Source organism: Roseateles sp., from assembly GCF_965262435.1.
Lineage (GTDB): Bacteria > Pseudomonadota > Gammaproteobacteria > Burkholderiales > Burkholderiaceae_C > Paucibacter_A.
Genome location: NZ_OZ253537.1, coordinates 3,074,407 through 3,096,040, shown reverse-complemented (window position 1 = coordinate 3,096,040; position 21,634 = coordinate 3,074,407). Strand labels below are relative to the sequence as shown.

At 66.5% G+C, this 21,634-nt stretch carries 14 protein-coding genes; 3 read left to right on the top strand and 11 right to left on the bottom strand.

Annotation, left to right across the window (positions count from 1 at the left end; all coding sequences use genetic code 11):
- Positions 1-10 precede the first annotated feature (10 nt).
- The 7 genes from ACQY39_RS13390 to glk all read right to left on the bottom strand — a co-directional run bounded on the left by ACQY39_RS13390 (position 11) and on the right by glk (position 10,708).
- Complete coding sequence (locus tag ACQY39_RS13390) at positions 11-487, bottom strand: (2Fe-2S)-binding protein (RefSeq protein ID WP_428506972.1); 477 nt, start codon at positions 485-487, stop codon at positions 11-13.
- A gap of 295 nt (positions 488-782) precedes the next feature.
- On the bottom strand, positions 783-1,394 hold the full coding sequence (locus ACQY39_RS13385) for a nitroreductase family protein (RefSeq protein WP_428506970.1): 612 nt from the start codon (positions 1,392-1,394) through the stop codon (positions 783-785).
- Between the two features lie 676 nt (positions 1,395-2,070).
- A complete protein-coding gene (locus ACQY39_RS13380; RefSeq protein ID WP_428506968.1) occupies positions 2,071-2,244 on the bottom strand; it encodes a hypothetical protein in 174 nt (57 codons plus the stop codon).
- Positions 2,245-2,709: 465 nt separating this feature from the next.
- The gene (locus ACQY39_RS13375) at positions 2,710-4,788 is read right to left on the bottom strand and encodes an alpha/beta hydrolase family protein (protein WP_428506966.1); all 2,079 of its coding nucleotides are present in this window, start codon (positions 4,786-4,788) and stop codon (positions 2,710-2,712) included.
- A 10-nt stretch (positions 4,789-4,798) separates the two neighbouring features.
- Positions 4,799-6,325, bottom strand: coding sequence for a tryptophan halogenase family protein (locus tag ACQY39_RS13370; RefSeq protein ID WP_428506964.1), 1,527 nt, complete (start codon positions 6,323-6,325; stop codon positions 4,799-4,801).
- Between the two features lie 150 nt (positions 6,326-6,475).
- Positions 6,476-9,349, bottom strand: a complete 2,874-nt coding sequence (locus ACQY39_RS13365; protein WP_428506962.1) for a TonB-dependent receptor — start codon at positions 9,347-9,349, stop codon at positions 6,476-6,478.
- A 303-nt stretch (positions 9,350-9,652) separates the two neighbouring features.
- A complete protein-coding gene (gene glk / locus ACQY39_RS13360; RefSeq protein WP_428506960.1) occupies positions 9,653-10,708 on the bottom strand; it encodes a glucokinase in 1,056 nt (351 codons plus the stop codon).
- Positions 10,709-11,292: 584 nt separating this feature from the next.
- Here glk and ACQY39_RS13355 point away from each other — a divergent pair.
- Both ACQY39_RS13355 and ACQY39_RS13350 read left to right on the top strand, forming a co-directional pair.
- Entirely contained in the window at positions 11,293-13,218 is a 1,926-nt protein-coding gene (locus tag ACQY39_RS13355) for a glucokinase (RefSeq protein WP_428506958.1), read from the top strand.
- Positions 13,219-13,332: 114 nt separating this feature from the next.
- Positions 13,333-13,920 (top strand): GGDEF domain-containing protein, encoded by a 588-nt coding sequence (locus ACQY39_RS13350; RefSeq protein WP_428506956.1) that lies wholly within the window; start codon positions 13,333-13,335, stop codon positions 13,918-13,920.
- A gap of 64 nt (positions 13,921-13,984) precedes the next feature.
- On the opposite strand, the gene ACQY39_RS13345 is transcribed toward ACQY39_RS13350, so the two are convergent.
- The 4 genes from ACQY39_RS13345 to ACQY39_RS13330 form a co-directional block, all read right to left on the bottom strand.
- Positions 13,985-15,334 carry an esterase-like activity of phytase family protein gene (locus tag ACQY39_RS13345; protein ID WP_428506954.1) on the bottom strand — a complete coding sequence of 450 codons (1,350 nt, stop codon included), beginning with the start codon at positions 15,332-15,334 and terminating at the stop codon, positions 13,985-13,987.
- Positions 15,335-15,478: 144 nt separating this feature from the next.
- Entirely contained in the window at positions 15,479-16,021 is a 543-nt protein-coding gene (locus ACQY39_RS13340) for a YfiR family protein (protein WP_428506952.1), read from the bottom strand.
- Positions 16,018-18,000 (bottom strand): TonB-dependent receptor plug domain-containing protein, encoded by a 1,983-nt coding sequence (locus ACQY39_RS13335; RefSeq protein WP_428506950.1) that lies wholly within the window; start codon positions 17,998-18,000, stop codon positions 16,018-16,020. Before ACQY39_RS13335 ends, ACQY39_RS13340 begins: the two co-directional genes overlap by 4 nt.
- Positions 18,001-18,165: 165 nt before the next feature.
- Complete coding sequence (locus tag ACQY39_RS13330) at positions 18,166-19,575, bottom strand: MATE family efflux transporter (protein WP_428506948.1); 1,410 nt, start codon at positions 19,573-19,575, stop codon at positions 18,166-18,168.
- A gap of 131 nt (positions 19,576-19,706) precedes the next feature.
- On the opposite strand from ACQY39_RS13330, the gene ACQY39_RS13325 reads away from it, so the two are divergent.
- A complete protein-coding gene (locus ACQY39_RS13325) occupies positions 19,707-21,557 on the top strand; it encodes a response regulator transcription factor (RefSeq protein WP_428506946.1) in 1,851 nt (616 codons plus the stop codon).
- Positions 21,558-21,634: the final 77 nt, after the last annotated feature.

The following is a 21,634-nucleotide window of genomic DNA, read 5'->3' as shown; positions in this document are numbered from 1 at the left end:
TCGGGCCGCCTCATGCCGCCACCTTGGCCGCCAGGCTTGCGGCCGCGGCATGAATGCCGGCACGCACCCGTGGATAGGTTCCGCAACGGCAGAGATTGGTGATTGCGGCATCAATCTGCCCATCGCTGGGCTGCGGGTGTTCGGCCAGCAGGCTTGCTGCCGCCATCAACATGCCGCCCTGGCAGTAGCCGCATTGCGGCACCTGATGCTCGAGCCAGGCTCGCTGCAAAGCGCGGCCAATCTCAGTCGCGGACAAGCCCTCGATGCTGGTCACGCGCTTGCCAGCCGCTGCATGCAGCGGCAGCACACAGCAGCGCACCGCTGCGCCGTCCAGATGCACAGTGCAGGCGCCGCACTGTGCGGCGCCGCAGCCAAACTTGGTACCGCTCAGACCGAGGTCTTCGCGCAGCACCCAAAGCAAGGGTTTGTCGGCTTCAACCGCGACGCGCTGCAGGCGCCCATTGATGTTCAGTGAATGAGATTTCATCGGTTCAAGTGCTCCAGTGGCAAGCCTTGAGGCAGAAAGCGGGCCGATGCTAGGGTTTCACCATGGCGCCTTGGTCGCTTTTGTGACGAAACGTCCAAGGGCGAGGACGAAGCGCTCGATCTGCAAGACACGCCTATTCGTCTCCGCATGGCGGCATGCGTCGCATGGGTCTGAAGTCGGCGTGGTCAGCCGCGAGCACGCCGGCCAGGTTCATCACGCATCACGCCTCACCCCGACTCCGCTCCGCGCCCTGACTTCGTACAAGCCGGAAAAGCCGAAGCAAGAATGGGCGGGCTCAGGAAGCCGGCGGTTCCCAGACAGAACAGACCTCGGCCTGAGCCGGTGTCTGGGCTTGCGCCGTGCCCACGGGCCTCGCGCGCGGCAGGGCCGGCTTGAGCGGCGTGCCGGCCAGCACCCAGGCCAGCAGCTGCTCCCCGGGCCGGCAGAACGCTGCTTGCAGCGCCGGGTCGCGCAGGGCGGCGCCGCTCAAGGTCTTGGCGGCATAACCCATCAAATGCAGGGCATTGAGGAAGTTCATCAGGCCCGCCCCGGCACAGATCAGCTGCTCATGAGCCGGCACCTCAGGCTCACCTTCGCGCAGGCGCACGATCAAGGCCGCCAGGCCGGGCCCGTTCCAGGCGCGCTCATGGGCGCGCTGCAACTCTTCGGCTTCGCTCTGACCCCAGCGCCGGGCGGCATTGACGAAGAGCTCGGCCAACGGTGCGCGCTGCTCTTCAGACACCAGCACAAAGCGAAACGGCCGCAAGCCACCATGGTCGGGCGCCCGCAAGGCCAGATCGGCCGCCTGCTGCCACTGCGCCCGGCTCGGCGCCGGCGCGACCATGTATTTGGGCCCTTGGGAATGGCGGCCGGCCAGGGCCTGCAAGGCGGAAGTCTCGTTGCTCATGCCGACACTGTAGTGCCTGCCAATTCGAGGGCCACGGCCGGCAGCTGCGGCCCGATTGCAAGCCCGCTGCCGCCACACCCACCCGAGCTTGTGCATGAGCACGACGGGCCGCCTGGCAGCCCTGGGTTAGCATCCCGGCCTTGAACCGCCCTACTCCGTCCATGAGCCTGCAAGTCTGTCCGACTGTCCGAACCTGGGCAGGAGGCTTGCTGGTTTTGCTGGCACACAGCCTGGCGCTTTGGGCCTGGAGCCAGCGGCAGCCAGCGGCAGACCCACAGCCCGCCTCGGTCTTGATCGAGCTGCATTGGCTCACCCCCGCAACGCCTGCACCCGCGCGTCCAGTGGCGGCGCCGGCCACCAAGGAGCAGCGGGGGCGCCGCCCGCAGCCCTTGATCCTGGCTGCAACTGAAGCTGCAGCGGCTCCCGCCGCCGAGCACGCCGCCAAGCACCCGGTCCAGGCCGCTGTGGCAGAAACCGGACTCGAAAGCTCGTCAGCCGCAGTGGCGGCCCAGACGCCCCGGCGGCTCATGCTGAGCCTGGCGCCTGAACCCTCCGCTTCCAGCCCGCAGCCGCCCACACTGCGAGATCAGGTACGCCAAGATCCGCGCGCCCACAGTGAGCGACGTGGCCTGGCATGGGCCGTCGCAGACGCAGCGGGCACCTTGCCCGTCATCATTCAGACGTCCACCGACGGACTGAGCTCCACCTTGATCAGACAGGGCAGCAAGTGCACGCGGGTGAGCGAAGCGCGAATCGCCACCTTGAACCGCATCGACGAGGCCAGCAAAGGCATGCCCGCCCACTCAGGTCGCTGCATCAGGGATTGAATCCCGCGGATGTATGCGGGCATGCGGACCGGCCTGAGTGCCTGAACGCAGACGATCCGCCCGAGCTGGCCGCCCTGCAGCCACAGAGCACCCAAGGCTCCTGTCGGCGCCCGGCGCAAATGAAGAAACACGCGCACAGAGCCCGCAAAGAGACGCGGAACACGCAAAGAGAAGAGGCTACAGCCATGTCCTCTGCGCGCTCTGCGTCCCTCGGCTGTTGGTTCTGCGTTCGTGCTTCGGATTCTGTTTCTTGAGAGTCACTCAGCAGTTCTGCCGCTCAATCAGCCAAACATGCGCGCAGATATCGGCCTTGCCCTGGGCGGTCTCGCGCGCACAAGCTTGATCTGATCACAAACGCAAGTCATGTCGAAAGCCGTCGCAGGCCGATCGACCGGGTCCGACGCGGCCAGCATGAACCTGGGTTTGAGGGCGTCGCGCAATGACCGGGTGCGCTGCCAGAGTTTGGCGTGAATCCATGGCACAGCCTTTCAGGGCGAGGCGCTCAGATGGCGATCGAGAAAGCGCGCCGCACGACTCCAGAAATCGATGTCATTGGCGGGCGCGCGCCAGCCATGGCCTTCGTCGGCATAGACCTGCCACTCCAGGCTGTCGGGCGCGCGACCGGGCGCGGCCTGCAAGGCCTTGCGGAAGGCCTCGCCGTGGATCAGGGGCACGCGCCGGTCTTTCTCGCCGTAAGCCAGCAAGAGCGGCTGGCGGATGGCCGCCGCATGGCTGAGCGGCGACTGGGCGCGCAGCATGGCCGCGTCCTTCACCGGATCGCCCAGCAGCAAGGGCATGCCGTGCTGTTTGATGGCATCCGAGGTGTCGCTCCAGCTGACGCTGTAGAGCAGGTTCAGATCGGTCACCCCGACCCAGGCCACGGCGCAGCGGTACAAGGCCGGCTCACGCACCAGCCCCATCAGAGACGAATAGCCGCCGTAGCTGGCGCCCATCAGGGCGATACGGGCGGGGTCGGCCACGCCCTGCTCAATGGCCCAGCGGGTGGCGTCGCTGATGTCGTCCTGCATGGCCTGGCCCCACTGCTTCCAGCTGGCGCGCTCGTGCTTGAGGCCGAAACCCAGGGTGCCGCGGAACTGCGGCTGCAGCACGGCATAACCGCGCGCGGCCAGGAACTGCACATAGGGGTCCCAGACCCAGGCCGGGCCGCGCACCCAGGGGCCGCCGTGGATCAGCACCACCAGGGGCAGACGCGGCTTGTCGGCCAGGCTCTTGCCCTTGGGCAGGGTCAGCCAGGCGGGCAGCTCCAGGCCGTCACGCGCCTTGAGGCGGTGCAGGTCCATGGCGGCCATCTGCTTGGCCTCGACATCGGGCCGCTCGCTGCCCAGGCGGGTGTATTTGCGGGTCTGGCGGTTGTAGAGGAAGTAGAGCGTGGGCTGGATGTCGGCCGAAGCCTCGATCAGCACCCAGGGCGCGTCGCCGCTCCAAGGCAGCGACAGGCGGTTGGCGGTGCGCGGCAGCACCTTGTCGACCTGGGCCTGCAGCGCCTGCATGTCCGCATCCATCCACTGCGTGACTTCAGCGTCGATGCTGAAACGCAAGCCCAGCACCCGGTCCTGACGAGCAATCACCTCAGCATCGATGTCGAACTGCGCGTGCTGAGCCAGCGGCGCCTCTGACCATTGGCCGGTGGCCGGATCGAGCAGCCAGCAGGCCATCTTGTCGGCCCCCAGACGGCGAGCGCTGACATAGAGCTTGCCATCGGCGCCGAGGTGGCGCACGCGGAAATCGCCTTCGCCGGTGATGGGGTTGAACTCGGCGATCGGGCGCCAGGCATCGCTACCCACCTCGCGCCAGAGGTAGCGGCCACGCGGCGCGGGCGGGCGCTCACCTGCTGCGACCGTCGGGGTCTCCTGCGTGCGCAGCAGGCGCAAGTTGCCGGCCGCGTCGAACCACCAGCTCTGCGCATGCAGCGGGCTGAGCACCTCACTGCTGCGGCCCGACACCGTGTTCAGGCGCAAGAGCTTGAAATGCCCCAGCTCCTTGTCGCTGAAGGCCTCGGGACGGACGACCAGCACCTCATCGCCGCGCCGCTGGGTGTCGCCATGCAGCAAGAACGTGTTCCAGGCTTGCAGGTTCTGGCTGTCATTGCCGTTGCGCGCGAGCACACGCTGGCGCTCGACCAACTGGCGGAATCGCCCGCCGTCATGATCGACGGCGAACAGGCCCGGCCCGGCATCGAGCCGGCCCTCCGGGGTCTCGCGGTCCTGCACATCGAAGACCAGACGCTCGGCGTTGACCCACAAGAAACGACCGACATCGGCGCCCTCGCTGCTGTACACCACGGTCGGCTTCATGGTGTCCAGCTGCAAGACGCTGAGCATCCAGCGGCCATGCGGGCCGGTCGTGCGCAGGGCCAGGCGCTGGCCATCGGGCGAGAGCACGGCGCCGGTCATCTGCGCAGGGCGGATGAAGCGGGCGGCATCCACCGGGCCCGCAGCCTCCTCTGCGGCCAGGCCCGGAACAGGCAAGCCCAGGCTCAAGAGGGCGGCGGCGCTCAGCAGCTGGCGGCGCTGCAGGCCGGGCGCGGGCTTCATTGCATGGAGCACGGCTGGTGTCTCACATCGCCAGCTTGGGCGCTGCGCAATGCTGGGCGATGTAGGCCGCATGCTCGGGCATCACGTCCACGCATTTGCCGATCACCTGGCGCACGCTCTCCAGATAGGCCGCGGTGTCGTCCATGCTTTGCAGGTCGACCAGGGGGTGGTAGCGCTCGGGCACCAGGTTCTGCCCCTGCATGACCTGCAGCCAGCCCACCTCGGAGAACAGCTCGTTGTCCACCCGCAGCAAGCGGCCGCGGTTGCGGTAGAGATCGAGCTTGTGCTGCAGCGTGTCCGGGATGGCCATATGGGCGCAGTCCTGCCAGAAGGTGGAATCGTCGCGCTGGTTGAGGTGGTAGTGCAGGATGATGAAGTCGCGGATGCGCTCGTAGTCAAAGCGGCTGCGGCGGTTGTACTCGTCGATCTCGGTGGCGTTGAAGCCCTGGTCGGGGAAGAACTCGATCAGCTGGGCCACAGCCGACTGGATCAGGTGGATGCTGGTCGATTCCAAGGGTTCCATGAAGCCGCTGGACAGGCCGATGGCCACGACATTGCGGTTCCAGGCCTTGCGGCGCATGCCAGTGTTGAACTTGATCTGGCGCGGCTCGGCCAGGGCCTGGCCGTCCAGGTTGGCCAGCAAGGTGCTGGCGGCCTCGTCGTCGCTGATGTGGGCGCTGCTGTAGACATGGCCATTGCCGATGCGGTGCTGCAGCGGGATGCGCCATTGCCAACCGGCGCGGTGGGCGGTGGAGCGGGTGTAGGGCAAGAGGCGGGGCGCCGAGGCACAGGGCACGGCCAGGGCGCGGTCGCAGGGCAGCCAGTGGGTCCAGTCCTCGTAGCCGGTTTTCAGCGTCTGCTCGATCAGCAGGCCACGGAAGCCCGAGCAATCGATGAAGAGCTCGCCCTCGATGCGCTGGCCGTTTTCCAGCAGCACGGCCGCGACATCACCGGCCCGCTGGCCCTCCTGCTTTTGCAGCACCTGGCTGATCTTGCCCTCGATGCGCTGCACGCCGCGCGCCTCGCACAGCCCGCGCAAGTAACGCGCATACAGGCTGGCATCGAAGTGATAGGCATAGGCGATGTCGGCCAACGGCGAATTGGCCACATCGAAGCGCGGCGGCATGAACTTGTTGGCCAGGGCAGCACGGCGGGTGATGCTGTACTCGCCCAGATCGGCGGCACGCCCCTGGGCGCGCAGCTTCTGCCAGTACTGGTCGAAGCGCACCGTCCACAGGTCCTGGCCCAGCACGCCGAAGCCGTGCATATAGCGGTCGCCCTGGCGGCCCCAGTTGACGAACTCGATGCCGAGCTTGAAGGTGCCTTGCGTGGCCTTCAGAAACTCGTTCTCGTCGATGCCCACGATCTTGTTAAAGCGCTGGATCATGGGGATGGTGGCCTCCCCGACGCCGACGATGCCGATTTCGTCGGACTCCACCAGCTTGATCTGGTAGCGGCCGCGCAAGGTGGTGGCCAGGGCCGCGGCCGTCATCCAGCCCGAAGTGCCACCGCCGACGACGACGATGGTTTTGATGTGGGGATCTTGCATGGCATGCACCTGCGCTGATAGCTGTTTGGGGAGAGGCCGCACTGCAGCGGCCATACCCCAGAATAAAACAAGCCCTGCGGACGCAGGCGTCGGCAGGGCTTGGGGTTAGTCCTTTGTTGAATCGGGCGGCAGCCGCCGCCCGGCTCAGTTTCAGAACTTGTAGTTGGCGCCGAACAGGTAGGTCTTGCCGTACTTGATCTTGTCCGTGATCTCGCTCGGGCTGGTGTTGTAGCGCTGGAACAGGGCATTGGTCATGTTGTTGCCCTGAGCCAGCAGCGACAGGCCCTTGAGCCAGCCGGACTGGAACTCGTAGGAGACCTGCAGGTCGACGATGGACTCGCCCTTGATGAAGGTCAGCTGACGGTTGTCCTGGAAGTCACTGACTTCACCGAGGAAGTCCGAACGCTTGCGCTGAGCCACGGCGATCTGGAAGCCGTTCTTCTCATAGTAGAAGCGCAGATTGGTGACCTTCTTGGACAGACCCGGCAGCGGGATCTTGATCGCGCTGACGTTTTCGACGCTGAAGCCTTCGGTCGGCAGTTCCACCGAGCTGCTGGTGCTCGAGTGGTTGACCATCACGCCGAAGCCGTCGAGCCAGGACGAAGCCATGGACAAGGGGATGTTCACTGACAGCTCGATGCCCTTGATATTGCCGCCCTGGCCGTTGATCGGCTGGTTGATCAGGCCGACCGTGCTCACGCCCGGGGGCAGCACAACGCCTGCGCCGATGAAGGGCTTGAAGTCGAACACGGTGGGCACGCGCAGGATGTAGCTGTCCAGCTTCTTGTAGAAGCCGGCGACCGACACATAGCCCTTGTTGCCGAAGTACTTCTCGTAGGAGACGTCCAGGGCCTTGGCGCGGAACGGTTCCAGATCGGGGTTACCGCCCGAGCCGGTCAGGATCTGCTGGCCGCCGCTGCTGTTGATCGAATAGCCCAGGCTGGCGCGCATATCACCCATATTGGCGCGCGACAACACCTTGGCCGCAGCCATACGCAGGTACTGGTCCGAACCCAGATCGAAAGACACATTCAGGCTGGGCAGCACGTCAGAGTAGGTGCGGCCCTTGCCGACGGTGGCGCCGGGGCAGGTTTCCGGGGTGTTGCCCACGCACTTGGCGCGGTCCACATTGAAGCCGGTCGAGCTCTGGTCGGTGTGCACGTATTGCGCGCCGACATTGCCGCGGTACTTGAAGCCGGCCAGTTCGCCTTCCAGGTCACCCTTGAAGTAGAAGGTGTTGACTTCTTCCTTGACCGTCCAGTCCTTGTTGAGGATGTCGGCGTCGACCTTTTGGCCCAGCTCATAAATGCCGCCCAGCGAACCGCGCGGGTCCCAGGACACCACTTGCAAGCCGGTGGTGCCGGCCGCGCTGGTGGCGCCGCCAGGCACATCGGCCACGCCGTAGGGGTTGCCGCCCTTCACGACCAGACGACCTTCTTGCGTGCTGCGCAGCTTGTCGCGCTTGGTGAAGTTGGCGCCAAACTCGCCGCCCACCAGGGGACCGAAGGACAGGTCGGTCTTGGCCGCCAGACGGATGGCGTCGACCTTGTCTTCCACATGCGGCAGGGCCACATAGCCGGCCTGCGGCGAGCTCACGCCACCGCTCCAGCCGTTGACGTCAGTCAACTTGGCCACGGCGCGGTCGGCATAGCTCAGGCCGGTGCTGTACTTGACGTCGGTGAAGTTGCCGCCGTCGAAACCGGTCCAGCTGATGCTGCCCAGGTTCTTGTTGTCACCAGCCTGGCCGGCCGTGGTTTCATAACGCGAGCTGTCGCGGGTGACCTTAGAGCGCGAGATGTCGGCCGTGGCTTGCCAGTCACCGAGCTTGAACTTGTTGTTCCAGCCGAAGGACTGCATCTTGTCGTCGCCACCTTCGACGTGGTTGCGCACCACGCCCTTGTAGTTGCTCAAGGTGCCGGCGGTGACGACGCCATTGGCCAGGGTGTAGTTGGTGATCACGCCTGCGGGGTCGTATGCACCGTTGGTGTCGCCACCGATGGCGCCTTCCAGGCCGGTCTTCTTCAGGCCAAAGCTGCCCTTGGAGTAGAAGAAGTCCAGGGTCGATTCAAAGTTCTTGTTGGGCTTGAACTGGAACGTGGCCATGGCGCCATCGCGCTTGTTGGTGCTGGTCTCGGTGTCGGCCGTGAAGCCGCCCTGCACCTTGTACTTGGTGCTGTTGCACAAGGCATCCAAAGGCTTGGAGGTGTCCTTGGGATCGCAGTTGCCCAGGGTACGCATCGGCGAGCCCGCCGCGCCCGAGACCACCCAGTTGTCAGGCGTCCAGCCGCCCCAGGAATTGAACTTCTGCTGGTCGGCGCCCTTTTCATCGAAGCGCACAAAGCCCAGGGCCACACCGATGGTGCGGTCAGCGAATTGGTCGACATAGGACAGCGAAGTGCGGTCGCCGTCGCCTTCGCCGGCGCCCGAAGCCACGCCGGTGCGCTGCTTGCGGTAATTGACAGCGACGGTGCGCTTGCCGAAGTTCAGCGGGCGCACGGTCTGCAGGTCGATGGTGGAAGCCAGGCCTTGGCCGACCAGGGCGCCGTCGGGGGTCTTGTAGATCACGACGGAGCCGAGCAGCTCAGACGGGTACAGATCGAACTCGACGCCGCGGCTGTCGCCGCTGGAGGCTTGCTCGCGGCCGTTCAGCAAGGCGCCGTTGAAGTCGGGCGACATGCCGCGCACGCTGATGCTGGAGGCCTTGCCGGTGGACTTGTTGCGCTGGGCGGTCACGCCGGGCAGACGCGAGATGGATTCAGCCACGCTGGCATCGGGCAGCTTGCCGATGTCTTCGGCCGAGATGGCTTCAACGATGGAGTCGTTGTTCTTCTTGACCGAGATGGCGTCTTCGATGCCCTTACGGATACCGGTCACCTGCACGGTTTCCAGCTGAGCCGGCGTTTGCTGAGCAAACGCACCCGTGGCCATCATCAACAAGGTGCAGCCCACGGCCACCGGATTGATTTTGAAAATCTCGCGCTGCACTGCCAGGGCCTGCTTGCGCTTCTCTGCGGAAGTACTCATCTTTTGTCTCCTGAATCTCGACTGCTAATCAACGACCGAACCACCGAACCCTTCGCCGCCCCGCCCCGCCGCTTGCGCTTTGGAGGCACCTGGCCTCGAACCTGATGTCTGAGCTAGTTTGTATCAAAACTAGATTTTCAGACCAACAAACGTAAACCCTAGTTTTGCGTGCAAGCAACCATTTTTAGACGTCTTTTTCTCGCAAAACGGCGGATTTAGCGCATTTTTAATACCACTTCAATCCCAGTTGATCCACAACAGCACTCACGAAAGTCATGCGTCATGTAATTCAACTACATAAAACTACAGAACCTCTCCGTCTTGCTGCTCCAGCGCCAAGGCCGCCCCACTGAGGGCCGCCAAGGTGTCCGTGATCAGAGCCACCGGGATGTCCTGGAGGTAGGCACGGAAGCGCCCCTTGGCCTCGAAGCGCTCACGAAACTGAGAGGCAAAGAAGTACTCACCCAGGCGCGGCACGATGCCGCCGCCGATGTAGACCCCGCCGCGCGCACCCAGCGCGAGGGCCACATTGCCGGCAAAGCCACCCAGCAAGGCACAGAAGCTGGCCAGACTGCGCTCACACACAGAGTCCGCGCCCGAGAGGCCGCGCTCGACGATCTGCTCCGTCGTCAAAACCGGTGCATCAGGCACACCAGAGACCACGCACACCGCCTGATGCAAGACCGGCAGGCCGATGCCCGACAACAGGCGCTCGGCCGACACATGGGCAAACTCGGTCCGCACATGGGCCAGGAGCTCGCTCTCGAAGGCATCGGCCGGCGACAGCGTCATATGCCCACCCTCACCCGGCAGAGCCATCCAGCCATGGCGTGACGGCAAGACGCCCGCGACACCCAGACCGGTACCCGGCCCGATCACCGCCAACGCGCCCTGCCCACCCGGCAAGCCGCCCACACCCCCCCACTGGCGCAGCTGGGCTGCACTGAGGCGTGGCAGGGACAAGGCCAGCGCCTCGAAGTCATTGAGCACCAGCAAGCTACTCAGACCCAGCTGCTGCTGCAGCTCGCTGCGCGAGAAGCTCCAGTGCGCATTGGTCAGCTCCAGGCGATCACCGCCGACCGAAGTCGCCAGAGCAAAAGCCAGGCGGCGCGGCGCCCGATACGACGAAGCGAGCCGAGCCTGCTGCAGCGCCAGATAGGCCTGCACTGCCGACAGCGGGCTGCCATGCTCACGCACCGGCAAAACCTGCACATCAGCAACCACCGCGCCGGCATGGGCCAGCCAACCAAATCGGGCATTGGTGCCACCCACATCGGCCACCAGGCTCGGGTAGCCGGCCGCCGACACGCCCTTTTCCGGCGTTGCAGCCGACCGCAGAAGCTCAGGTGCAGCACTCACAGCACGCCACCTTGCCCTGGCTTGAACTCAACTCTTGCTCGCCACATCCTCGATCCCCGGTCGATGCAGGTCACTCCGAGAGCCCCTGCATTGCTTTGCTGTGTCCGAGTGCCCGAGCAGACCGCCCGTTGCACGCACAGGCAAAAGGTAGCAAAACTACATTCGCATGACAAGAGCAACTTCCCGAGAAGTTCAGCCGCATCGGTCTCAAATTTCTAGAGGTACCTCAATTTACCCATGAAAATAGACTGGAACCACAGCTCAGACTGCAGCCAGGCCCTTGTCGACCTCACGACAGAAAAAGTAGTCAAGCTACAAATTCAGAAGCGCGCATGCACCCATCAATGAGTTCGGATTCCGCAATCTGGGCGCCCAGCGCACAGGCAGAGCCAGCGGCGCAAGGCAGGGACAGCCCGGCTTACCGAGGCCCGGAGCTGCGCCCGATAATGCAGCGCCACCAGGGCCGCGCGCCTGGCGCGCGCCCGAACGCCGGCATCGCTTGTCTGGCTGCGCTTGTTTGATTGATTGCTTGTTTGCCTGTTGGATTGCCTGTTCCCTGAATCACTGCCTGGATGCCCACGCCGATGTCTGCCCTGCCCCCGTTTGAAGCCCCCCGCCTGATTGCTGACATTGGCGGCACCTACGCGCGCTTCGCCCTGGAAACGGCACCCGGCGATTTCAGCCAGATCGCCTCCTTGCGCTGCGCCGAGCACGCCGACTTCCACGCCGCGGTCCGCGCCTATCTGAGCGGCCTGACGGGCACGCCCCATATCGCCCACGCGGCCATCGCCATCGCCAACCCGGTCGAGGGTGACCAGGTGCGCATGACCAACTACCACTGGCAGTTCTCGATCGAAGAGATGCGCCAGCGCCTGGAGTTGGACACCCTGGTGGTGGTCAATGACTTCACAGCCCTGGCCATGGCCTTGCCGCGGCTCTCGCCCCTGGACGTGCGCCAGGTCGGCGGCGGCGAGGCCCGCATGCCCAGCGTGATCGGCCTGCTGGGCTCGGGCTCGGGCCTGGGTGTGTCGGGCCTGATCCCGGCCGGCGACGGCTGGATCGCCCTGGGTACCGAAGGCGGCCATACCAATTTCGCGCCGCGCGACGAGCGCGAGATCGCCATCCTGCGCCACGCCTGGAAGCAGTACGACCACGTGTCTTTTGAGCGCCTGCTCTCCGGACCCGGTCTGGAGCTGATCTACCGCGCCCTGGCCGAGCATGCCGGCCAGGAGGCCGAGGAGCTGGACGCGCCCAAGATCACCCAGCGCGCCCTGGACGCCAGCGACCCCTTGTGCGTCGAAACCCTGGAGGTCTTCTGCGGCCTGCTGGGCACGGCCGCCTCCAATCTGGCCGTCACCCTGGGTGCCCTGGGCGGCGTCTACATCGGCGGCGGCATCGTGCCGCGGCTGGGTGAGGCTTTCGACCGCTCCAGCTTCCGCGCCCGCTTCGAAGACAAAGGCCGCTTCAGCGACTACGTGGCCGGCATCCCGACCTTTGTCATCACGGCCGAGCACGCAACCTTCAAGGGCGCCTCGGCGATTCTGCAAGCCCAGCTGGCCACGCTGGAAGAAGCGCCCGGCGCCGGCCTGCTGGGCCAGATCCGCCGAGCCCGCCCGGGCCTGTCACCGGCCGAGGCGCGCGTGGCCGACCATGTGCTGGCCCACCCGCGCTCGGCCCTGAACGACCCCATCGTCGAAATCGCCCGCGCCGCCAATGTCAGCCAGCCCACCGTCATCCGCTTCTGCCGCACCCTGGGCTGCGAGGGCCTGTCCGACTTCAAGCTGCGCCTGGCCTCGGGCCTGACCGGCACCGTGCCCGTCACCCACACCCAGGTCAAGGGCGATGACTCCATGTTGGAGCTGGGCGCCAAGGTACTGGGCAACACGGCCTCGGCCATCCTGCAGGTGCGCAGCCAGCTCAACCGCGACATGATCGACCGGGCGGTCGCCCTGCTGCTCAAGGCCGGCCGCATCGAGTTCTATGCCGTTGGCCATTACGGCGTGGTGGCGCAGGACGCGGAATTCAAGTTCCTGCGCTTCGGCATGTCCAGCTGCTCCTACACCGACCCGCGCTTGCAGCTGCTGGCCGCCAATGTGCTCAAGCCCGGAGATGTGGCCGTGGTCATCAGCAACAGCGGGCGCTTGCCCGAGCTGCTCGAGGTGGTGGAAAAGGCCAAGGCGCGCGGCGCCTATGTGGTGGCCATCACAGCCGGCCAATCGCCGCTGGCCCGCAAGGCCGATGTCGCCCTGATCATTGACCATGTCGAGGATGTCTCCACCCACCTGCCCATGGTCAGCCGCATCCTGCACCTGCTGGTGATCGACATCCTGGCGGTCGGGGTGGCCATGCAGCGCGACCCGGCCAGTCTGATCGCCGCCAGCCCACAGGATTCGCTGGAGGAATCCGCCGCCGACGCTGCGAGCCCAACTGCACGCAGCGGCGCCCGCCGCGCCGCGCCCGGTGTCAGCTTGGCCGCGCCGCTGGCCCGTCTGACCTCGCACAGCCGCTGATCTGGCACAAGAAAAGGGCGCACTGGCCGCTGGCAACCCGCGGGAAAAGGAGCATGCTCCGGGTTCGGGCCCCTGCTTAGGATGGGGTCGTTCCTTAGACCGGAGAGCGCTGATATGCCCAATCTCATTGCCGACAAACTGGAGTTGAACGGCTTGCTGGACCGCCAGGCCCTGCAAGGTCATTTGGATCAGGCGGCCGCGGCCGCGCGCGCCGCGGGCCAACCGCTGGCGGTGCTGACCATGGACCTCGACCATTTCAAGGTCTATCTGGAAGACCAGGGCCAGGCCCAGGCGCAAGCCGTGCTGCTGCGCGTGGCCGGCCTGCTGAAGGCGCACCAGCCCAGCGGCGCCAGCCTGGTACACCTGGGCGGCGATGAATTCGTGATGCTGCTGCCGGCCACCGACCTGCCGGCCGCCGCAGAAAAAGCCGAGGCCCTGCGCAGCGCCGTGCAGGCCGAATTCGCCGGTCTGGCTGGGCCGGCGCCGCTGACGATTTCCCTGGGAGCCGCCGCCAGCCCGGCCGGCTCGGACTGGAGCGCGCACAGCCTGCTGTCGCTGGCCGACGCCCGCCTGACCTTCGGCAAAAAGCGCTTGCAGCCCCACCACAACCGCGTCTGGGCCGGCGCCCTGCCCTCGGACTGGTACCCGCGCTTCGAGATCAAGCCCGAGCAGTGGCCCAGCCTGGACCTGCAGCCCGCTTGACTCCAAGCATAAAAACAGGCCGGTCACCCGGCCTGTTTTTCATCGTCGCTAGGGCTTGGTCCGATCAAGCCGCCTTGCGGCGGCGCAGCCAGGCCCCCATCAGGCCCAGGCCACCCAGCAGCATGGCGTAGCTGCTCGGCTCCGGCACCGGGTTGGCCAGCTGGATCTTCAGGAACTCGGTGTTGTCCGAGCCCAGATCACGGCCGCCCGTGCCAGGGTAGTTGTTGTCATTGGCGATCAACAAGGTGTTGGCGTCCAGCACCAGCACGCTTTCGATGGTGACAAAGGGGAAGGTGAAGCTGGTCTTGCCATCACCGTTCAAGTCGTTCGGGTCGGCGATGTTCATCAGGTCGACCAACTCGGTCTTGCTGACATAACCCTGGGCATCGACGCGATTGATGTCGATGCGAAACAGCTTCTTGAATGGTGTGCCGCCGCCGGTGGCGGTGGCGTTGTTGCGCTCGATGATGATGAACTCATGGTCGTTCAGCGCCGTCATGTCGCCGATGGCCACGCCTGCAGCATCGAGCTTGTAGCGGAAGCTGGCGCCGGTGTAGCTCTCGCTGTCGATGCTGAACTCATTGATGCGCAGCGTGCCGGCTGCATCGCCGGCCACGCTCTTTTCCAGCAAGGTGTAGAGCTTGTCGCCGGCCGGATTGATGGCCATGCCTTCGAAGCCGCCCGAACCCGGCAGATTGGCCACACCGCCGTTGAGGTGCGGGTTCTGCGGTGCCATCACGCCAGGCAGGCCGACTTCGGCGCGCAGCACCTTGCCCGTGGCATCGGCCTTGACCAGAAAGGGGCCGAACTCATCCCCGAACCAGAGATTGCCGTTCTTGTCCTTGCGCACCGACTCGATGTCGAAATCGGCACCAGTGAGCAAACGGCCCGAGCGGATGCTGGCATCGACCAGGGGGTTGGCGGCGTTGTTGTAGTAGTTCGTGTAGTCGGCCTGGATCTTGAAGCCGAGCTTGCGGTCGGGATCGGCCAGGTTGATGCGGCTGTCGGCATTGAAGGCCGGCAGGCTGCTGCCGGTCTGGTAGTTCGCGGCCGACACGGTGCCGCTGCCGCCCAGGGCGGTCTTGAAATCAGGCGTGACGGCGTACATGCGCAGCAAGGTGTCGCCGGAATTGCCTTGGGTGCCGAAGCCGTTGTCCGGCATGTAGAGGAAGCTGCCGGCGCTCGGACCGTTCAGCACGGCCGAGAAGCCTTGCACCGGCTGCTTGTTCAGCAAGGGCAGCGGGTTGCCACCGGCGCCCGAGGCGAATTGGCCCGAGGTCGGACCGTCCGCGAAGGTGTTGGCCGGCATCTTGGCCCAGCCGACCAGGGTGTTCAGCTGCGCAGCAGCGGGCAGGGACAGGGCAACACAGCCCAAAGCGGCCAGCAGGCGCAGCGCCGGTGTTTTTGATTTCATGACGAAGACTCCTCACACGCAGGGACATCCTGCGAATGCGGCACATTCTTCAAGCGCGGGGTGACGCAGCCATGAAGCGCCCATGATGCAAACGGCCCATGGCGCAAGACCGCCATCCCGGACGACTCGCGGCGCCCTAGCGCCCTACTTCACCTCACGCGCCAGCTTGAGCATCTGCGAGCTCAGGTTCAGGCCGCGGCGCTTGGCCTCGCTGTGGTTGATGCGAAAGGCCAGGCCATTGGGCTCCACCATCAAGGCGATGCAGACCCCGGCGCGAAAGGCCTCGGCGCTGTCACCCACGACCAGCACCGGCTCAGCGCCCAGGGCCAGCTGCCAGCGCAGCAGTTCGCTGCGTTCACTGAGGCCCAGCACCAACACCTGGCAGCCCTGCGCCTGCGCCGGCTCACTGACCGAGCGCACGCGCACGACGCTGGCCAGATGGGGCTTTTGCGCCAGCGAGGCCATGGCTTCGCGCAGCACCGGGCTGCCCACCACACAGTAGCTGAATTCGGCCGCGGCCGGGCCGGGCCACTGGGTGAACTGGGCAAAACGGTAGATGAAGGCGGCCTTCAGCTGCGCCTCGTCCAGCCCCAGGCCGGCGCTGGCCGGCGCCAGCGCCAGCAGCCAGGCGCTCATCAAGCCCAACAGCTTCTTCCAGCCCCCGATCAGCCGGGCCGGAACGCTCATGGATCCATGCTCCAGGTCCAGCTCAGCTGCAGCACCCGGCCGGCTTGCGGCACGGGATAGCTCTGCACCGCGGGTCGGTCGAAGTAGCGGGTCTTGCCCACGTTGTAAAGCCCCAGGCTCCACTCATGACCCGCCAGGGGCCGCCACAGCAGGCTCAGGTTGTTGGTGACATAACCGGGCAGGTCCTCACCATCGGTGCTGCGCCGGCTGACACCCAGCAGCTGCCAGCCCAGTTGCAGGCGGTCACCCAGCAGCGGCTGGCTGTAATGCAGCTTGACCAGGGCATGTGGCGAGTTGCTCAAACCCTTGCCCTGGGCATCACGGGTGCGTTGCAGCGAGAGCGACGCACGCAGCTGCGCACCCTGGTCCCAGCGACGCTCCAGGCCCAGTTCCAGGCCCTGGTTGTTCAGCTTGGGGCTGTTGATGAAATAGGGATCGGGCGAATCATCCAGGCTGATCAGGTCGACCAGGCGCGAGGTATAGACCGAAGCCCGCAGCTGCAGCTGCGGGCTCAGCGCCTGGTCCCAGGCCGCCTCCAGCGTGCGCACGCGCTCGGGGCTGGGCGTGGGCAGGGAGCGCGGCTCGTTGACCTGGAATTCGAACAAATTGGCGGCTCGGAACGCACTGCCGTAGAGCAGCTTGAACGTGGCATCCGAGCGGACGTTCCAGACCCAGGCCAGGCGCGGGTTCCAGCTGCTGCCACCGATTTGCGCCCGGTCCTGGCGCAGGCCAAGAATCAGGCGGTGGCTGTCATTGAGGCGCCAGTCGTCCTGAATGAACAAGCCGTTGCGGCGGTTGTCACCGGTGAAAACATAGAGATCGCCGTAGGTGTCGGCATTGCTGGACACGCGTTGGACCAGGTCGCGCTGGTACTCCAGCCCCAGCATCAGCTTGTGCCCGGCCCAGGCCTGGCTGCTCAGGCGCAGATCGCCATTGACCCAGCGACCCAGCGCGCGCTCGTTGTAATTCAGGATGGTTTCAGGGTCTTCGAGAAAGGGCGAGTGCTTCTGAAAGTCGACCCGCTTGCTGGACAGGTGCAAGGCCAAGTCCCAGTTCTCACCCAGGCTGCGCTCGTAGTCCAGCGCCAGGAAATTGTTGACGCCGCGGCTCTTGTACTGCCCCAACTGCCAAGTGTCCTCGGTCAGGAAATAGGGGAAGCCCTCCTGCACATCGCTGAAGCCGACGCGCACGCTCAAACCCTGGCCGCTGAGGCCGCCGATCAGGCGCTTTTCCCGGCTCCATCGGAGCTCGCGCAGGGCCGCTTCGTGCTCGGGCGGCACCTCGCTCAGCAAGGGGCGCTTGGCATGACGCATCTGGCTGCCGGACAGCCAGCCCTCCCAGCCCGACTCGCCGCGCCAACCCCAGCTGGCGCGCGCGCGCTGCTGGCCTTCGGAATTGAGGCTGGCGCGAACTTGGCCGCCGCGCAGCTTGTCGACCCGCTTGGTGATGACGTTGACCACGCCGAGAAAGGCGTTGTTGCCGTAAACCGCCGAGCCCGGCCCGGGCGCGTACTCGACCCGGTCGATCAGGTCGACTTCAGCAAAGAAGTCGCCGTCGATCAGGGCTGCGTCGTAGATGTTCTCGTTGATCCGCATGCCATCCAGCAGCACCAGCAGGCGGCTGTTGAAATCGGCCGGACGGCCCAGACCACGCGCGCCGATATAGCTGAATACACCGTCGAAGCTGATGTGCACGCCGGGCATGGCGCGCAAGATCTCGGCCAGGCTGCGCATGCCGTAGCGCTGGATTTCGGCCGCCGTGACCACATAGGTGACGGCTGGGGCCTGGGCGGCACTCTGTGCAAAGCGTGAGGCGGCAGACACCTCGACTTCGCGCGGCACCTCGCGCAGTTGCTGGCGCAGCAACTCTTCCAGGTCGGGTTCAGCGGCGACCGCCGCAGCCGAAGCGGCTGCTGCCGGCGCGACGACAAGCGGTGCTTGTTGGGCCTGGGCTGAGCTCGGCTGCAGGCCTGCGGCCATGAGCAGCCCGGCCACTAAACCAACATCAAGCGCGACATCAAGCGCGCCAGAAAGAGCGGCACAAAGAGCGGTGGAAACAGCGCTGAATTCGAACTTCGGGCTCATCGAGCTGAGTATCGCAGCAGGCCTGCCCGCGCAAGACCTGGATCTTGCGCCAGCGTCAAATCATGCCGCTCGCAGCCTCCGGTGCGCGGCCCGCGCCATGGGCACCCAGGCCAAAGTGTTCCAACGCCGCCACATCAGCAGGCCGCGAATCCACTCGTCCAGTGCATAGGCCAGCCAGATCCCGGGCAGGCCCAGGCCGCAGAAGGCCCCCAAAAACCAGGCGCCGCCGGCCAGCACCAACACCATGGAGGCGGCACCGGCCAGCACCGGGTAGCGTGCGTCGCCGGCCGCCCGCAAGGCATTGATGACGACCAGATTGAAGGTCCGCCCGGGCTCCAGCAGCACGGTCAGCCAGAGCAGCTGGGTGCCGGCCTGGATGATCTGCGCGTCCGCCGTGAATCGGCCCAGCAGCCAGGGCCCGGCCAGCGCCGCACTCAGGGCCACCAGCACGCTGACCACCAGGCCGCGCGCCAGGGCCCGCCGCACGATGCGGTTCGCCGCATGCAACTGGCCCGCGCCGATCAGGTGGCCGACCACAATTTCCACCGCAAACCCGGTGGCCAGTCCAAACAGCAGCACCCCGTACATCAGCTGCGACACATACGCATGGGTGGCCAGGGCGCCGGCGCCCCAGAGTGCCGCCACCGCCACGCTGACCATGAAGGCGAGGCGATAGGCGATGTTCTCAGCCGCCCCCGGCAGGCCGATGTGCAGCACCGCCGCCAGCTCGGCGCGCGGCAGCCGCCACCAGTCGCTGCGCTGCGGCCGCAGGCCCAGACGCGCACGCCACAGCAGCAGATGCAGGCTCAAGCCCACGGCGCGGCTCAAACCCAGCGCCACGGCAAAGCCCGGCAGCCCCAGCGCCGGCAAAGGCCCCCAGCCTTGCATCAGCGGCCAGGCCAGCAAAAGGTGCACGGTGTGCATGAGCACCACCACGCCCAAGGCCTCGCGGCTGCGCAAATGGGCACGCATGACGCTGCTCATCGAGGCGTTCCAGGCATCGAGCAGCAGCGCCGGCGCCAGGGCCTGCAAAAAAGGCTGGGCCAGGGGCAAGACCTCGGGCGGAGCATTGAGCAGGCGCAACAAGGGTGCGGCCAGGAACCAGGCTGCCAGGGCCGTGATCAGGCCGATCCAGCTGCTGGCGCCCAGCACCGCCCGGGCCACGGCATCGGCGGCATCGCGCCGGCCAGCGCCCAGGCTCTGGGTCAGCACCACGCTGGCCCCGGCGCCAATGATGCGGAACAGGATGAAGAGCATGGCCGACACATGGTTGGCCAGGGCGAAAGCGGCACCGGCCGAATCCGAGATCGCCGCAGCCAGAGCCATGCCCACCAGGCCCAGGGCGATGCCCAAGCCCAGCTCCGTGAACAGGGGCCAGGCGAGGCTGAGCAGGCGCGGCTGGGGGCGGAGGGAGCGAGCGGGGCGCAGCGCCGGCGGCGGCTGATCGGGTGTGGCGGCGTTGTGGGGCACGGAACGAAGGGAGAGAGCGAGGCGAATGAACGTAGACTGCGGGCACCCCATTGTTGCCACAGCCTTGCCGCAGAGCATCCACCCCCGGAGTGGAATTGATGCACAGCCCGCAGCGCGCACCCCGCCCCTTCGTGAGCCATCCCCTCGACTTGCACCCCGAATTCGCTGCACTGCCGCTGCGCGAGCCCCCGGCCGACGACCTGGCTCTGGGCCGCCAGCGCCTGGCCTTGCAGGCCCTGCTGGGCGTGCAGGACATGGCGATCGTGGCGGCGGCTCTGGCCTGTGCGCCGCGCGAATTGCAGCGACTCGGCCCCGAGGCCCAGGGCAGCGACGCTGCACGAGCCGCCGTCGCGCAGTGGCGCCAGACCGACCCGCAGGGCTTCGACGCCATGCTGGGCCGAGCGGTCGAGTTGCTGCTGGGCAGTCGGCAGGCGGTGCTGGCGGCCGAGCTGGCGCTTGAGTTCGGCTGGGCGGCCCTGCAGCTGCAGGTGCTGGAGCGCGCCGGCTGGAGCTTGCTGCTGAGCCCCGCCCAGGCCCTGACCGGGCGCCTCTTGAAACCCAATCTCTTGCAGCCGGCCTTGCAGCAGGGCGAGCTCTTGGCCCTGCGCCTGGCCTGGACCATCGAAGCCCTGGGCGAGCCGCACACGGTCGAGCGCCAGCTGGCCGAGGCCCCAGGCCTGAGCATCGGGCTCAAGGCCACGCTGCAGGCCCGCATTGCCCTGGCCTTTGACCAGGCGACGCGCGCGGTCGAGGCCGCCCAAACCGCCATCGACGCCTTTCCGCACGATCTCGAACCTCCCGCCCTGCTGGCACGCGCCACCTTGGGCCGCGCCTGGCTGGCTGCCGGCCACCCACAGGCAGCGCTGGCGCCGCTGACCGCGGCCCTCAAAGGCGCCCGACGCGACGACTGCGCCCTGCTGCAAATCGAAGCGCTGGAGGCCTTGGCCGACGTGCACCTGGAACTGGACAGCGAGTCCGGTGCCGAAGCCGGCGAGACCGCCCGCTTTTTCAGCGCGGAAGCCCAGGGCTTGCGGCAGACGCTGGGCCTGGTGGCCGGGCCCTTGCCAACCGAGCACTACTACGCCTTCCCCCAGCTGGTGGCCGAGGCACAGGCCGGCCTGAATGCAGGGCAGATCGAGGCGGCCGCCCGCCAGATCGAAGGCCTGAGCCAGCGCGAGAGCCAGACCTTCTATTGCTACCGCTGGCGCAACCGCCTGCTGCAGGCGCAGATCCACCTCGCCTCGCTGCAGCACCAGACAGCGCGCCTGCTGCACTGGGCGGCGCTGAACGACGACGCGGCCGAGTCGGACGATGCCGCTGCGGTGACGCCCTCCCCAGCCACCCAGCTCTGCGATTTCGAACGCGCCTGGCTGCAGGGCTGCGCCGCCCTCTTGGCCGCCCGGCCCTGGCCGGAAGCACGCTTGCGCGCCTGGTCCGAGGCCATGCAGGCGCGCGGCCTGCGGCGCCTGGCCTGGCAGCAAAAGCTGCTGCACGCGCTGAGCAGCAGCCCCCTGCTCGGGTTCGAGGGCTTGCGCGACAGCCTGCAGCAGCTGACTGGCCCGCGCCAGTTGGAGGACGGCCTGGAGCGCGTGCGCCTGCTCGCGCCCAAGCTGGTCGGGCCGCTGGCGGCCTTGCTGGCTCAGCCCGCCATCGTTCACCACCCGCTGGCGCGCCAGAACGCCAGGCGCTGGCTGCAGGCCTTGCGAAACGAAACGCCGCCCATGTCGAACCGGACGGCTCCTGCCGAGGCCACGACCATCACGCAAGCCTCCGGCCGAGCCGCGCCGTCACCTTTTGGCCTCACACCGCGCGAATGGCAGGTGCTGTGCCTGATCGGCGATGAGCTGAGCAATGAACAGATCGCCGCCCAGCTCTTCGTCTCCCTGGCCACGGTCAAGACCCATATCAACCGCCTCTACGCCAAACTGCACATCAGCTCGCGCGAGGAAGCACTTCAAAGAGCCCGCTCAGCGCGGCGCTGAAGGCCGCGGCCTCCACCCCCGATTCAACCCCCGGGGCGGATGATTTCAGCGCCGCCCGCTGAGCAGAATGCCGGCCA

Bases quoted from the DNA above. Each gene is read 5' to 3' on its own strand.
- ACQY39_RS13345 (WP_428506954.1), bottom strand. From the start codon at position 15,334: ATGAAATCAAAAACACCGGCGCTGCGCCTGCTGGCCGCTTTGGGCTGT.
- ACQY39_RS13340 (WP_428506952.1), bottom strand. From the start codon at position 16,021: ATGAGCGTTCCGGCCCGGCTGATCGGGGGCTGGAAGAAGCTGTTGGGC.
- ACQY39_RS13370 (WP_428506964.1), bottom strand. From the start codon at position 6,325: ATGCAAGATCCCCACATCAAAACCATCGTCGTCGTCGGCGGTGGCACT.
- ACQY39_RS13365 (WP_428506962.1), bottom strand. From the start codon at position 9,349: ATGAGTACTTCCGCAGAGAAGCGCAAGCAGGCCCTGGCAGTGCAGCGC.
- ACQY39_RS13380 (WP_428506968.1), bottom strand. From the start codon at position 2,244: ATGCCCGCATACATCCGCGGGATTCAATCCCTGATGCAGCGACCTGAG.
- ACQY39_RS13350 (WP_428506956.1), top strand. From the start codon at position 13,333: ATGCCCAATCTCATTGCCGACAAACTGGAGTTGAACGGCTTGCTGGAC.
- ACQY39_RS13355 (WP_428506958.1), top strand. From the start codon at position 11,293: ATGTCTGCCCTGCCCCCGTTTGAAGCCCCCCGCCTGATTGCTGACATT.
- ACQY39_RS13385 (WP_428506970.1), bottom strand. From the start codon at position 1,394: ATGAGCAACGAGACTTCCGCCTTGCAGGCCCTGGCCGGCCGCCATTCC.
- ACQY39_RS13335 (WP_428506950.1), bottom strand. From the start codon at position 18,000: ATGGCCGCAGGCCTGCAGCCGAGCTCAGCCCAGGCCCAACAAGCACCG.
- ACQY39_RS13390 (WP_428506972.1), bottom strand. From the start codon at position 487: ATGAAATCTCATTCACTGAACATCAATGGGCGCCTGCAGCGCGTCGCG.